Annotated in this window: 11 protein-coding genes and 1 pseudogene; 3 read left to right on the top strand and 9 right to left on the bottom strand. The window is 73.3% G+C overall.

Translation table 11 applies throughout. From position 1 onward, the window contains the following. Positions 1–242 (bottom strand): annotated as a pseudogene (locus tag ACZ4WV_RS15600) (hypothetical protein); the annotation flags it as partial. A 506-nt stretch (positions 243–748) separates the two neighbouring features. Here ACZ4WV_RS15600 and ACZ4WV_RS15595 point away from each other — a divergent pair. Together ACZ4WV_RS15595 and ACZ4WV_RS15590 are read left to right on the top strand one after the other, a co-directional pair. Then, the gene (locus ACZ4WV_RS15595) at positions 749–910 is read left to right on the top strand and encodes a hypothetical protein (RefSeq protein WP_465746811.1); all 162 of its coding nucleotides are present in this window, start codon (positions 749–751) and stop codon (positions 908–910) included. Positions 911–936: 26 nt separating this feature from the next. Further along, positions 937–1683: a bestrophin-like domain gene (locus ACZ4WV_RS15590; protein WP_465746809.1), complete on the top strand. Its 747-nt coding sequence runs from the start codon at positions 937–939 to the stop codon at positions 1681–1683. Between the two features lie 27 nt (positions 1684–1710). Here the strand turns inward: ACZ4WV_RS15590 and ACZ4WV_RS15585 are convergent, their stop codons facing one another. The 5 genes from ACZ4WV_RS15585 to ACZ4WV_RS15565 form a co-directional block, all read right to left on the bottom strand. Further along, positions 1711–3849 (bottom strand): MMPL family transporter, encoded by a 2139-nt coding sequence (locus ACZ4WV_RS15585; RefSeq protein WP_465746807.1) that lies wholly within the window; start codon positions 3847–3849, stop codon positions 1711–1713. Positions 3850–3910: 61 nt separating this feature from the next. Then, positions 3911–5794 carry an asparagine synthase (glutamine-hydrolyzing) gene (gene asnB / locus ACZ4WV_RS15580; RefSeq protein WP_465746805.1) on the bottom strand — a complete coding sequence of 628 codons (1884 nt, stop codon included), beginning with the start codon at positions 5792–5794 and terminating at the stop codon, positions 3911–3913. A gap of 105 nt (positions 5795–5899) precedes the next feature. Beyond that, complete coding sequence (locus tag ACZ4WV_RS15575; RefSeq protein WP_465746803.1) at positions 5900–7117, bottom strand: beta-ketoacyl-[acyl-carrier-protein] synthase family protein; 1218 nt, start codon at positions 7115–7117, stop codon at positions 5900–5902. Then, positions 7114–7398: an acyl carrier protein gene (locus tag ACZ4WV_RS15570; RefSeq protein ID WP_465746801.1), complete on the bottom strand. Its 285-nt coding sequence runs from the start codon at positions 7396–7398 to the stop codon at positions 7114–7116. The genes ACZ4WV_RS15575 and ACZ4WV_RS15570 overlap by 4 nt, the downstream gene beginning before the upstream one ends. Beyond that, positions 7395–8732, bottom strand: coding sequence for a cytochrome P450 (locus ACZ4WV_RS15565; protein ID WP_465746799.1), 1338 nt, complete (start codon positions 8730–8732; stop codon positions 7395–7397). Before ACZ4WV_RS15565 ends, ACZ4WV_RS15570 begins: the two co-directional genes overlap by 4 nt. 94 nt (positions 8733–8826) lie before the next feature. Here ACZ4WV_RS15565 and ACZ4WV_RS15560 point away from each other — a divergent pair, with 94 nt between their 5' ends. Continuing rightward, entirely contained in the window at positions 8827–9261 is a 435-nt protein-coding gene (locus ACZ4WV_RS15560) for an acyl-CoA thioesterase (RefSeq protein WP_465746797.1), read from the top strand. A 106-nt stretch (positions 9262–9367) separates the two neighbouring features. On the opposite strand, the gene ACZ4WV_RS15555 is transcribed toward ACZ4WV_RS15560, so the two are convergent. The 3 genes from ACZ4WV_RS15555 to ACZ4WV_RS15545 all read right to left on the bottom strand — a co-directional run bounded on the left by ACZ4WV_RS15555 (position 9368) and on the right by ACZ4WV_RS15545 (position 13183). Further along, the gene (locus ACZ4WV_RS15555) at positions 9368–10048 is read right to left on the bottom strand and encodes a TetR/AcrR family transcriptional regulator (RefSeq protein ID WP_465746795.1); all 681 of its coding nucleotides are present in this window, start codon (positions 10046–10048) and stop codon (positions 9368–9370) included. Between the two features lie 10 nt (positions 10049–10058). Next, a complete protein-coding gene (locus ACZ4WV_RS15550) occupies positions 10059–11216 on the bottom strand; it encodes an FAD-dependent oxidoreductase (RefSeq protein ID WP_465746793.1) in 1158 nt (385 codons plus the stop codon). A 404-nt stretch (positions 11217–11620) separates the two neighbouring features. Continuing rightward, entirely contained in the window at positions 11621–13183 is a 1563-nt protein-coding gene (locus ACZ4WV_RS15545; RefSeq protein ID WP_465746791.1) for an ArnT family glycosyltransferase, read from the bottom strand. Positions 13184–13268 lie beyond the last annotated feature (85 nt).

The raw sequence follows: 13268 nt of genomic DNA, 5'->3' as shown, positions 1-13268 counted from the left end.
TCCCGGTGCTCCTCCTGGTCCTCCTGCGCCCGGTGCTCCTCCTGGTCCTCCTGCGCCCGGTGCTCCTCCTGGTCCTCCTGCGCCCGGTGCTCCTCCCGGTCCTCCTGCGCCCGGTGCTCCTCCTGGTCCTCCGGCTCCTGGCGCTCCTGCGCCCGGTGCTCCGGCTCCTGGCGCCCCCGCTCCCGCCGCTCCGGCTCCTGGTGCTCGGGTGCCCGGGGCGCCTGCACCCGGGGCTCCCGCACCTGGGGCTCCCGGACCCGGAGCGCCCGCACCTGGGGCGCCCGCGCCCGGGGCTCCCGGACCTGGGGCGCCCGCGCCCGGGGCTCCCGGACCCGGGGCTCCCGCACCTGGGGCGCCCGGACCCGGAGCGCCTGCACCAGGGGCTCCCGGACCTGGCGCAGCCGCGGGCGGGGCGCCTGCACCCGGAGCAGCTGCGGGCGGGGCTCCCGCGGGCGGCGCAGGGGCGCCCGGAGCAGGGGCGCCCGGAGCACCCGGAGGCGGAGCAGGGGCAGGCGCCCCCGGAGCACCCGGAGGCGGCGCGGGGGCCGGGGCGCCCGGTGCCCCCGCCGCCGGGGCGCCCGGGGCACCCGGAGCTGGGGCACCCGGAGCTGGGGCCCCCGGTGCCGGTGCCCCCGGTGCCGGGGCGTCGGGCAACGGGCGCAAGCCCGTGAAGAGCTCGCCGAGCGGCTCGAGCAGCGCCTCCCCCAAACCCTCCGGCTCCCCTTCACCCCACGCCGGGGGAGGCCACGTGTCGTCACCCCTGCTGCACTCCGGCCGCTTCGGCCACGGCAACGCGCCACTGTCGCGCAACTTTCTGCTGTTCTTCATGCTCCTGTTCGTCCCCGCGATCGTCGCCGGAGCCATCGCGTGGCGTCGTCGTAGGGCAGACCGCCGCACCGACGAAAGCTGAAGGGCGCCGTGGAACAAGTAATCGGAGTGATCGGCATCATCGCCGGGGTCGTCGTCGTCGCCGGGGGCGCTGCCCTCCTCAACAGCCGTAAGTCCAGGCGGTCGGCGGCCTCGGAGGACGAGGCGCGCGACGACACGGCCGAGTACCTGACGATGATGGTCGGCGTGTTGTACGCCTTGGTGCTGGGCGTCGCGCTGGTTTCGGTGTGGGAGGCCAAGGACGACGCCGATACCAACATCACCGCCGAGGCGGGGGCACTGCAGCAGACGTATCTGCTCGCCGACGGGCTGCCACCCGCCGACGCCCAGCGGGCCCGCTCGGCGGCGGTGACCTACGCCGCCTACGTCCGGGACGAGGAGTGGCCGCTGATGGAGCGGCGCAAGCCGCTCGGCGCGCACGGCTGGACGCTGCTGCACGATGTGCAGAACGCGTGGGCGTCCTTCGAGCCCAGCACCAACGCGCAACAGCAGGTGGACCAGCTGGCGTTCGGGCAGATCTCGGCCGCGTACCAGGCCCGCCACGGTCGCGAGGCGGACGGACGCCGGGGCATGTCAGGCGTCATGTGGTTCGGTCTGCTCGCCGGCGGTGCGCTCACTCTGAGCCTGATGTTCCTCTTCGGGATCGAGCGCACCCGCACCCATCTGGTCCTGGCAGCGGGCTTCACCAGCCTCATCGCGTTCATGGTGGTCCTCATCTACGCCTTGAACTCCCCCTTCGGGGGACCGCTCGGCCTGACGTCGGCGCCCTTCGCCGATATCGGTCTCGGCGGCTGAGACGGTGCCCGGCGGGGTGGCGGGTCGTCACCCCTGGCGGCCGATCTCCAGCTGCGCGGGGGCGGGGTTGCTCTCCGGACCGGCTCCGCGCACCCGGGGGACCGGGTTCCACCAGTTGAGGGAACCGAGCCCGGCCATGACGGCGGGGACCAGGACACCGCGTACGAGGACGGCGTCGATGACGACCGTGACGGCGATGCCCAGACCGATGAGCTTCAGCGAGGTGACGCCGGTCGCCGCGAGGGCGGTGGTGGGGATGGCCACCGACACGGCGGCCGAGGTCATCAGGCGGCCGGTGTGGGAGATGCCCTGCACGATCGAGGCCCGGTTGTCGCCGGTCCGGTCGTACTCCTCCTTGATGCGTCCGAGGAGGAAGACCTCGTAGTCCAGGGAGATCGCCAGGGCGAGGGCGAGGACGAAGAGCACGACCGAACAGTCCAGCCTGCCGGTCAGGGTGAAGTGGCCCAGGAAGGCGCGGCCGTGGCCGTCCTGGAAGACGGCGACGAGGGCACCGAGACTGGCGCCCATGGTGGCCAGGCCGACGGCGATGGCCTTGACGGGTGCGACGACGCTGCGCGTGTACAGGGTCAGGAGGACGCCGAGCGCGGCCGCCATGAGGATTCCGACCTGGGGCAGCGTCCTGCGGACAGCTTCGACGGTGTCGGTGATGTCCGCGGCGCGTCCGGCGACGAGGACCTGGCCGGACGGTGCGGTGCCGCGCAGGGCCCGCACCAGGGAAGCCGCGGCCGGCGTGTCGGGGGCCGCGTCACTGGCCACCACCAGGGCGGTCGTCGCGGGACCGCTCGGCACGTGCGTGGCCAGCGGGAGGACGCCGGTGACGTGCGGCAGGGCGCCGATCCGGGCCTGGTAGTCGGAGAGCGCCGCCCGTTCCGTGTCCACGATGACGGTGAGCAAGCGCTCCGGCGGGAAGGCGAATTCGTCGCGCTGTTGTCGACCTGCGATGGCGGCCGATTCGCCGCGGGGAAGGTTCCGTTCGTCGGTCGCGCCGAGTCGCACGTGCAGGGCCGGCAGGGCGCAGGCCGCCAGGAGTACCAGCGCCGCGATGCCTGAGGGGAGGGGCCGGGTGCTCACGCGGTGGGCGACGGCTCGCCACGTTCGGCTCGGCTGGCCGAGTCGGTGGCGCCGCCACCGGCGTAGCGGGTCCAGTTGTTCGGCGTGACGTCCGAGAACGACCAGGCACGCGGGCAGGATGGTCCACGCCGCGGCCGCGGACAGGAGGGTGACGGTGATCACCGCGAGGGCCAGCGCCCGGAGCAGGGGGATCGGGACGACCATCACGGTCACCAGCGCTGATGTGACGGTGGCAGCCGAGAAGATGACGGTGCGACCGCTGGTCCGCAGGGCGACTCTGAGGGCTTCGGCGCGGCAGTCGTGGCGGGCGAGGTGTTCGCGGTACCGGGCGAGGACGAAGAGGGTGTAGTCGACGGCGAGGGCGAAGCCCACGGCGCTGGCGGCGTTGACCGCGAACTGGGAGATGTCGGTTCGCTGGGCCAGCATCCCCAGGACGGGAACGGCGCAGAGCACGGAGAAGGCGGCCACCAGCACGGGCAGCAGCGCGAACACGAGGGACCCGTAGAGGAAGACGAGCAGCAGGGCGATGGCGGGGGCGGCCACCAGATCGGTCCGCAGGAGGTCCGCCGTCACCCGGCGGTCGATGACCGCGGTCGTCCAGGACTGGCCCCCCGCCCGCACCGTCAGCCCGGATTCCGCGGCCCGCACCGTGGAGAGGATGCGCTCGGCGCTCCGTGCGCGTTCGCGCGGCGCGCCGCGCAGCTGCGCCTGGACCATGGCGGTGGTGCCGTCCCGGGAGAGCAGCGACGGCTCGTCGCCGGGGGCTGGGGAGAGTGCCACCTCGACACCGTGGTCGCCGGCGACGACGCGGGTGAGGGCGGCGACCCGCTGCTGCAGCCGCGGGTCGTCGAGCCGGGCACCGGCCGGGTCCGACACCAGGAGCACCAGGTCGGGGCGGGGAATCCCCATCCGGTCGGCCTGGAGCCGAGCGCGCGCGGCGGGCGTGGCGACGGCGAGTGTGCCCTCCGTGCTGAAGCGGTCGGCAGCGGGTTTCGCCTGCCAGGCGGCCAGGGCCGCCGTCGCGAGGGCGAGCAGCAGTACCGCCGTGGCTGTGCCTCTCGACCAGAAGGTCATGACGGGGCGAGGGGCGGCGTCCTGCCGGGGACCGCCGGCCCGCTCACGCCCGGGAGACTCCTCACGGCAGGTCCAGGCGGACGTCGTAGGTCTTCAGCCAGGTGTCGAGATCGAGGACGAGTTCCGTGGCGTAGCGAACGTCCTTGGGGTCGGTGTCGGGCGCGAGGGCCTCCTTGACGGCCGTCGTGTCCAGCAGGGCGTGTACCGGCGCGGTGTGGTCGTCCGCGAGGGCGGCGAGGGCGCCGCGCAGGGTTGCGGTGTACTGCGGGTCCTGGATGGTGGGGTAGGGGTTCTTGGGGCGCGTGCGGACGGCTTCGGGCAGCAGGTCGGCGACGGCGGCGCGCAGCAGGCTCTTCTCCTGGCCGTCGAAGGTCTTCATGCTCCAGGGGGTGTTGAAGACGTACTGGATCAGCTCGTGGTCGCAGAAGGGGACGCGCACTTCGAGGCCGGTGGCCATGCTCATGCGGTCCTTGCGGTCGAGGAGCATGGGCAGGAAGCGGGTCAGGTGCAGGTGGACGACTTCACGCATCCGGCGTTCGACCGGGTCGGCGTGCTCGACGTGGGGTACGTCGGCCAGTGCCCGGCGGTAGCTTTCGTGCCGGTACCCGGGCAGGTCCAGAGCGCGGACGAGGTCCGGGTCCAGGAGGCGGGTGCTCATGGGGGCGTCGCCGAAACCGGCCTGGGTGTAGACGTCGATGGCCGCGCGCCAGGGGAAGGTGTCGGCCTGGACGGTCTGCGGGTCGTGGAACCAGAAGTAGCCGCCGAACAGTTCGTCGGCTCCTTCGCCGGACAGGGCGACGGTGGAGTGCCGCCGCACCGCCTCGAAGAGCAACAGGGCGGAGATGTCGAAGTCGCCGAGGCCCGAGGGGAGGTCGCGAGCGCGCAGCGCGGCCCGGCGGTTGGCGGCGTTCAGCAGCCCGCTGGTGGCGATCCTGATGTCGGTGTGGTCCGTCGCGACGTGCTCGGCCACGGCCCGTACGAACGGTTCGTCGCAGTCGACGTGCATGAGGTCGGGGGTGAAGTCGCGTTCGTGGTTGTCGAAGGCGACGGAGAAGGAACGCACCGGTTCGCGGGTGCTGTGGTTGCCGCTGGTGTTGCGGGCGGCGCGGGCGGCCAGGGCGGTGATGGCGCTGGAGTCCAGGCCGCCTGACAGCAGCGTGCACAGGGGGACGTCGGCGTGGCTCTGCCGGGCGACGGTCTGCTCCAGCAGGCCGCGCACGGTGGAGACGGTGGTGGCGAGGTCGTCGGTGTGCGGTCGTGCTTCCAGGGCCCAGTAGCGGGTGGTGGCGATGCCGCGGCGGCCGAAGGTGGTGACGTGGCCGGGTCGTACTTCGCCGAGGCCGGCGTAGACGGCGTGACCGGGAGTTCTGGCCAGCGACAGCAGTTCGCGCAGCCCGTCGACGTCGACGGACGCGCTGGTGTCGGGGTGGGCCAACAGTGCCTTGGGCTCCGAGGCGAACAGCAGCGAGTTGCCCAGCCGGCAGTAGTACAGGGGCTTGATGCCGACGCGGTCGCGCACCAGGAGCAGTTCCTGGGTCCGAGGGTCCCACAGCGCCAGGGCGAACATGCCGTTCAGCCGGCCGGCGAAGGCCGGCCCCCAGGCCAGGTAGGCGTGCAGGACGACCTCGGTGTCGCTGGCGGTGCGGAAGTGGTGGCCGAGGCCGCGGAGTTCGTCGCGCAGTTCGCGGTAGTTGTAGATCTCGCCGCTGAACGTCAGCGCGGCCAGGGTGTGGTCGTCCTCGGTGACGGTCATGGGCTGGGCGCCGCCGGGCAGGTCGATCACCGCCAGGCGCCGGTGCCCGAGCGCCGCATGGCGGCTGACCCACTGGCCCTCGGCGTCCGGGCCCCGGCAGCTCATGGTCGCCGTCATCGCGGTCAGGGCGGCGCGCTGTCGTCCGCCCGTCAGGTCCTGGTCGTAGGAGACCCACCCGGTGATTCCACACATGATCTCTCCCTGAGAGCTGGAAGGCGGTGGCACCTGTGCCGTGCTGGGCCGCGGCACAGGGGGTGGCCCAGCGCGGCGCGCCCGGAGGGAACCGTCGGACCGGCCTCAGGCGCGGGTGAAGACGAGCACCGCGTTCTGCCCGCCGAAGCCGAAGGAGTTGCTCAGCACCGCTTCCACCCGGTGCGGGCGGGGCGCGTCGGCGACGATGTCCAGGTCGATGCGCGGGTCGGGGCGGGTGAAGTTCGCCACCGGCGGGATGAGTTGGTGCTGGAGCGTCAGGACGCTGCAGGCGGCCTCGATGGCTCCGGCGGCGCCGATCCCGTGGCCGAGCGCGCCCTTGTTGGCGGTGACCGGCGGGGGGTGTTCGAAGACGCGGCTCAAGGTGGCGGCTTCGTACAGGTCGTTGAGGTCGGTGGAGGACCCGTGGGCGTTGATGTGGTCGATGTCGTCGTGACGCAGGCCCGCCTCGTTCAGCGCGGCGTCGATGGCGGCGGTGGCGCCCTTGCCCTCGGGGTCGGGCGTCGTGGGGTGGTGGGCATCGGCGGAGGCTCCGTAACCGGACAGCCAGGCCCGTACCCGCGCCTTGCGGGCCCGGGCGTGAGCGGCCTTCTCCAGCACCATGACCGCTGCTCCCTCGCCCAGCACGAAGCCGTCCCGCTCCGCGTCGAAGGGGCGCGAAGCACGCACGGGGTCCGTGCAGCGCCGCGACAGCACGGACATCCGGGCGAAGCACAGGGCCACCATCTCCGACGCCCGGGGGGACTCGGCCCCGCCGGCCAGGACGACGTCGCAGCGGTCGGCGGCCAGCAGGTCCTTGGCCACTCCCAGGGCCGTGGCGCCCGAGGCGCAGGCGGTGGAGACGGCCAGGTTCGGGCCGGTGACGCCGAGGTCCAACGCGATCTCGCCGGCGGCCATGTTGGGGATGGAGCGCGGCAGGGACAGCGGCGAGACGGTCCGCAGCCGGCCGCGCAGCAGCTTCTGCGTCTCCCCGGGCCAGTGCTCCATGCTGGCGGCGCCGACGCCCATGACGACGCCGACCCGCCGTTGGTCGAAGGAGTCGGGGGTCAGGGCCGAGTCGGCCATCGCCATCCGGGCCGCGACCACCGCCAACTGGATGAAGCGGTTGGTGCGCCAGGAGATCGTCTTCACCCCGGCGGGATCGAAGCCGGGGACCTGGCAGGAGAAGTCGACCGGCATGCCCTTGAGTGCGGGATCGGGCGCCGCGGTGGACCTGCCCTGACACAGGCAGTCCCACAACGCCTCCTCCCCGGAACCGGCAGGCGTCAGCAGACCCATGCCGGTCACGGCCACGGGCTCGCTCATACGGGGTCACCGGCGGGCTCGGCGTCCGTGCAGGCACCGGGCAGGACTTTCTCGAGTACGGCGCAGATGTCGGCGAGCGTGGAGGTGGTGCCGAGTTGGCCCTCCGCGGCGGCCATCAGTTCCACGTCGTACTCGTCCTCGTAGCGGGTGATCAGTTCCATCAGCGCCAGCGAGTCCAGGCCGAGGTCTTCGATCGTCGCGCTCTCGGTGACGGTCTCACGGTCGACGTTGAACGACTTCACCAGTTCGTCGGCCAGTTCCGGGAAGAGGCTGCTGGTCATCGGGGGCTCCCTTGTTCGGTGGTGGCGGGACATGAAGGTGTGGCGTAGGCGGGCGCGGTGGGCGAGGAGGCCACCTGCGGCGCGTCCGCGGCACGGTCGGGCCAGGTGACCGGCAGACCGCGCAGGCCTCGGACGGCGACGTTGTCCTGGTAGGTGCGGGCCTCGTCCCGCAGCCGTGGCGGAGAGGCGGCCAGGATGGACAGCAGGCTCTGGGCGGTCAGCCGGGCCAGCGCCGCTCCCAGACAGAAGTGGGCTCCCGCTCCGAAGGCCAGGTGTCGAGGTTCGGCCCGGCTCGGGTCGGCCGGGGCGAGGTGGCGCTCGGGCCGGAAGGCGTCCGGGTCCTCGAAGACGGCCGGGTCGCGGTTGGCGGCCGCCAGCAGGGGCAGCACGATCGTGCCGCGCGGCACCGCCACCCCGTCCAGAACGGTGTCCTGCACCGCGGCCCGTGCAGCGATCTGCACCGGAGACTGCAGTCGCAGCACCTCCTCCACGACCGCGTCGACCGTCCGAGGATTCCGAGCCAGCTCCCACCCCCGCCCGGAGCGGTCGCCGCCCAGCTCCGCCACCGCGTGCGAGAGCAGGCTGACCGTCGTGTCGTATCCGGCGCTCAACAGCAGACTGCACGTGGTGACGACCTCACGGACCTCGGCCAGCGCACCGTCGGGCCGGTGCAGCAGCGTGCTCACCAGGTCGTCCCGGGGCACGTCCCGCCGTGCCTTCACCTGCCGGTGGAAGTAGCGCACGAAACGGAAGCGCGCCTGGGCGGTGGCCCGTTCGTCGGTCACGCGGGCCGGCTGGTCCAGACCCTGGATGACCAGGCGGGCGTCCCGCTGGAAACCGGCGCGGTCCTCGTCCGAGACCCCCAGGACGTCGCTGATGACCGACATCGCCAACGGCTCGGCGATGTCCACCACGAAGTCCCCCGGGCCCTTCCGGCACCTGCCCACCAGCGTACGGCTGTGAGCGGCGACGCCTTGAGCCAGATCCTGCACCCGCCGCACGCTGAAGTGCCGGGCGACCTGGCTCCGCAGCCGCGTGTGGCCCGGGGGGTCCAGCTGGAGGAACGATCGCGCCGGCAGCCCCAGCAGGGTCAGCTCGTACAGTTCGCCGGCCCCGTGGCCGAACCGGGCGTCGCGCAGCACCTGGGAGCAGGCGGCATGGCCCAGGACGGCCAGGGCACCGCCGGGCAGACGGTGTACCGGCCGCGCGCGCACCGCGGGCGTCAGGCAGCGGTAGGGGTCAGCGAGAAAGCCGGGGTCCTCGATGTCCGTGCCGAGGAATTGGGCCAGATCCTTTACCGCCAGGCGGATCGGCTCACCGTCTTGTGCAGCCACACGCATCCTCACTGGGTAGGTTCCGCGGGGAAGGACTCTAACCGGCCGGAAGCTTCGAATCCCCGAGGCTGGCCGATAGCGAACGGAAAACTCGTTGAGATCGTTCACGTACAGTGCGACCGTCCGATGGTCTGACATCAATGCGCACGGAATCGTCAGCGACGCGGCCATTGCCTCCTACGTCGAGGAAACCCGCGCCGCACTGATCAGGGAGATCGCGGCCATGACCACGGAGCGCGAGGTCGTCGACCGGCAGCTCGTCTATCTCACCGTGCGTCAGCGCATCGACTACCTGGCGCCCGTGCGGTGGCAGGAAGCACCGCTGAGGACGTACTTGCGCATTCTGCGCATCCGGCCGGCCGCGACGGAACTCCACGTCCGGGTCGGCAGCGAGGAGCGCCCGGTGGCCACCGCCGGCATCGTGTCCGTGTGCTGGGACACCGTCCGCAACCGGCCTCGGCGCCTCACGGACGCCCAGCGCCGCCTGCTGACGACCTATCTGCAGCCCGAGCCCGGATGGGCGGGCTGAGGAGGCCGGGGGCCGCGGCCGGCGCACCGGGTTCCTCCGGGACGACCCGGCCGCTCGGCCGTGCCCGAGCATCGCCGCGCGCCTGGGCGGCCGACGCGGCACCCCGCTAGCGCGGTGTGCCCAGCGTCCCGTTGATCACCATGCGGAAGGCCCAGGCGAGCCGCTCCTCGGGGGAACCGGACAGCAGGTCGGTGCCGAGGGCGGCGATGCGCGGGTGGGCGGTGGCGCCGCGCAGCGCCTCGGCCAGGGCGCCCTGCTCGGCGTCGGCGGCCGGGGAGGCGTCGCGGGTGGACTGTTCCGCCGCCGTCGCCGTGGCCACGAGCAGCAGGATGTCCACGCCCCAGGCCGCCTGCCCGTCCGGCACGCCGCCCTCGTGCAGCAGCGTGAGGACCGCCTCGACGACGGCGAGGTAGTGCGGCCCCGAGGGCCGGGTGACGAGCGCGGTGTGGGCGAGCGCCGGATGCCGGAACAGCACCTCGGTGTACGAACCCAGGACGCCGGCCAGGCGCTCGCGCCAGTCGCCGGCCTCTCCGACCGGGGCGAGGTCGACGGCACCGAGGAACTCCTCCAGGATCGCCGCGTGCAACTCGGCCGTGCTGGCGACGTACACGTAGAGCGAGGCCGGCCCGGTGTCGAGCTCCTGGGCGAGGCGGCGCATGGTGACCCGTTGCAGCCCCTCGGCCTCCAGGATCCGGACCGCCGCCGCGACGATGCCCTCGTAGGTGAGAGCGGGCTTGGCCGGGCGCTCGCGGCGGCTGCGGGGGCGGGGGGTCGGGGCGCTGCTCATGGCGTCCACCTTAGGACGCCGCCGGGAGGGCGTTCCGGGCGCCCGTGACCACGGCCACCATCCCCTGGAGCCCGTCCGGCCCGAACATCAGCTCCAGGTTGGCCGCTGACTCCGCCGCTGCCGCCGCGCTGCGCGGGAACAGGCCCCGCTCGTACGCCGACAGCGCGGCCTGGGCGTCGCCGGGGTGGGCGGCGAGCGCCCTGCCCAGGTCGGCGCCGTCGAGCATGGCGAGGTTGGCGCCCTCCCCGGCGAACGGGGACATCAGGTGGGCGGCGTCGCCGAGCAGCGTGACGCCGGGGACGCGCTCCCAGCGGTGGCCGACCGGCAGGGCGTGGATGCGGCGTCCGACGAGGGGGCCGTCGGCGTCGGCGACGAGCGCGCGCAGGCCGTCCGACCAGCCCTCGAACCCGGCGAGGACGGCCCGCTCCACGGCGGCCGGGTCGGCCGGGTCGAGGCCGTCCAGCCAGTCCTCGTCCGTCCGCAGCGCGGTGTAGACGTGGATGCTGCCGTCCGGTTCGCGGTGGGCCAGGAAGCCGCGGTCCTCCGCGAGCGCCATGAAGAAGCCGCCGCCGACCAGTGCGGCGGCTTCGGGGTGCCGGACGGCGGCGTCGTGGAGGTCGGTCTCCACGAAGGAGATGCCGGTGTAGGCGGGCACGGCGTCGGACAGCAGCGGGCGGATCCGCGACCAGGCGCCGTCCGCGCCGACCAGGAGGTCGGTGGTGATGGCGTCGCCGTCGGCGAAGGCCACCTCGTGCCGTCCGTCGCCGAGCGCTCGCGCGCCGGTGGCCTTGCGGCCCCAGCGGACCGTGCCGGCGGGGAGGGAGTCGAGGAGCAGGTCCCGCAGGGCGCCGCGGTCCACCTCGGGGCGGGCGCCGGTGCCGTCGTCCGGCTGGTCGAGGCGGAGGGTGCCGTCCGGAGCGACCAGGCGCAGCGACTCGCCGCCCGGGTGGACGAGGGCGCGGAAGCCGTCGTACAGCCCGGCCGCGTGCAGCGCCCGCTGCCCGGAGTCCTCGTGGATGTCGAGCATGCCGCCCTGGGTGCGGGCCTCGCGGGACGCCTCCAGGTCGAAGACCGCGGCCTCGATGCCGTGGACGTGGAGCACCCGGGCGAGGGTGAGGCCGCCGAGGCCGGCTCCCAGGATGGCGATCGGGAAGTGCTGGTGGGCCATGTCCGCTCCTTCGGGTCGCGGTAGGTGGTGGTGTGGCTCCACCGTAACGAACATGTTCGTAGCGAACAAGTTCGTTGCGCGACGCGGGGTCTCTCTGTGCGCCCTGTGGCGCATCCGGCCCTCAGGCCAGGCCGTCGCCTTTTCCTGGTGAGGAATACCGCCACGGGAGGGCGGGCCGGAAACTCCGGAATCGGCCTCGATATCCTCCGGGGTGTGGTCGGTGGTTTTGCCGATCGGTTCCGGGATTTCCTTCTACAATGAGGCGGCCACGGTTCCGGACAAGGTGGGCCGGGGCAATAATTGTTCCCCTCTGATCGGTTACGGGCCGTCCGCTGGTATCCGGCGTCCGATGTCCGGCCGAATGGCGCCTGAATAGCAAGGCCCGCTGCGGGGAGGAACCTCGGTCAGTACTGGCGCAGGGACGGCCAGAGCACGGACCACGGCTGGTGGGCGCCTTCGCACAGCACGACCCCCGCGTGCTGTTCCTCGTTGCCGATGCCGTGGCCGTTGTCGATCCGGTCCACGGTGCGGCAGTTGGCGAAGTGCTGTTCCAGCTGGTGGCCGTCGGCCTGCTCGACGAGCAGGACCGGGCCGTCGTCGCCGTCCGGGGGCGGGCCCCAGTCGTACAGGCTCATGTGGCCGGAGTAGGGGATGGGGAGCCCGTAGGCGGGCCCGTAGTGGGCGAGGGCGGCCGCCTCGCCGTAGTTCGAGGTGAGCAGGACGGCGCGGGCGCGCTGGGCGGTGGGGATCGCGCTCCAGGCAGCTGCGGTGGTACGGGTGAGCTGGGGCCAGCCGACCTGCTCCCCCTGGTCGATGTCGACGGCGTTGGTCACGGCGACCGCCGAGACCGGCAGCACCGGCAGCGCGGCCAAGGCGCTGGTGGCCGCCGCCAGGACGACGAGGCCCGTGAGGGTCCGCCAGGAGCGGCGGGCGTGGTGGAGGACGGGCTCGCAGCCGGCCGCGGTCACGGCGAGCAGCAGCGGGAGCGGGTAGTACGGCTTGCCGCCGCCGAGCAGCGTCAGCGCGCAGAGCACCGGGTAGGCCAACCCGAGCGGCCGGGCCCAGCGCAGCCCGTCCTCGCGGAGCAGCCGGCGCAGGCCCACCACCGCGACGGGAACGAGGACCGGGGAGAACTGGAGCAGTTGGAGCGGCAGGAACAGCAGCCGTCCCGACACGCCGTCGACGTGGCTGAGGACCCGGGCCACCTTCACCTCCGGCCAGCCGTGTACGGCCTGCCACGCGAGCGTGGGTGCGCTGATGAGGAGGGCGAGGAGCAGCGCGAGGAGCGGTCCGAGAAACGGTCCCAGAAACGGTCCGAGCGGCCGTCGTGTGCCGTCGGCGGGTCGGGGGCGCCGCCGGGGCCGGTGGCGGGCGCGGGCCGCGGGCAGACCGACCAGTAGTGCGAGGAGCAGGGAGAGGAGCAGGGGGAGGACGAGCTGTTTGTTCAGCAGGGTCGTCCCGACCGCCGCGCCCAGGACCGGCCACCAGCGGGCGTCCCCGGTCCGCAGCAGCCGGAGGGTCAGGAGCAGGACGCCGAGTTCGGCGGTCAGGTCGAAGGTACTGGTGGACAACAGGTGGCCGATGGCCAGCACGTACCCCGAGCAGGCGCAGCACCCGGCCGCGAGCACCTGCCCGCCACGTCCCGCTCCCAGTTCCCTGGCCAGCAGGGCGGTCAGCACCACGGAGCAGCCGGAGAGCAGGGCGGGGACGACCCGCAGACCGGTCGGACTCGCGCCGAAGACGGCTGCGCCGGCCCGGGCCAGCAGCGGGGTCAGCGGAGGCTGGTCGACGTAGCCCCAGGCCGGATGCCGGCCGGCGAGCAGGAAGTAGAGCTCGTCGCGGTGGAAGCCGTACCGCCCGGAGAGCGCGATCAGCACCCCGGCGACCACGGTCGCGACGAGCGCGACCGGCCGGACCGCGAACGGCAGCAGACCGCCCCGACCCCGACCATCCCCCCGAACGCCCACCGCAGCAGCATGGCAGTTCACCCTGGCGCGGCCAAGGGGTGCAGCCCGCGGGGCCGGGGCGGGCTCACCAAGGCCGAGCCGCCCC

The sequence above is a fragment of the Kitasatospora sp. NPDC029312 genome (assembly GCF_055569215.1).
The sequence above is the reverse complement of the archived record's forward strand: the minus strand, read 5'-3'. Positions and strand labels throughout refer to the sequence as shown.

Excerpts from the sequence above, each read along its gene's own strand:
- ACZ4WV_RS15585 (WP_465746807.1), bottom strand. The coding sequence starts at position 3,849 with ATGACCTTCTGGTCGAGAGGCACAGCCACGGCGGTACTGCTGCTCGCC.
- asnB (WP_465746805.1), bottom strand. The coding sequence starts at position 5,794 with ATGTGTGGAATCACCGGGTGGGTCTCCTACGACCAGGACCTGACGGGC.
- ACZ4WV_RS15575 (WP_465746803.1), bottom strand. The coding sequence starts at position 7,117 with ATGAGCGAGCCCGTGGCCGTGACCGGCATGGGTCTGCTGACGCCTGCC.
- ACZ4WV_RS15570 (WP_465746801.1), bottom strand. The coding sequence starts at position 7,398 with ATGACCAGCAGCCTCTTCCCGGAACTGGCCGACGAACTGGTGAAGTCG.
- ACZ4WV_RS15555 (WP_465746795.1), bottom strand. The coding sequence starts at position 10,048 with ATGAGCAGCGCCCCGACCCCCCGCCCCCGCAGCCGCCGCGAGCGCCCG.
- ACZ4WV_RS15550 (WP_465746793.1), bottom strand. The coding sequence starts at position 11,216 with ATGGCCCACCAGCACTTCCCGATCGCCATCCTGGGAGCCGGCCTCGGC.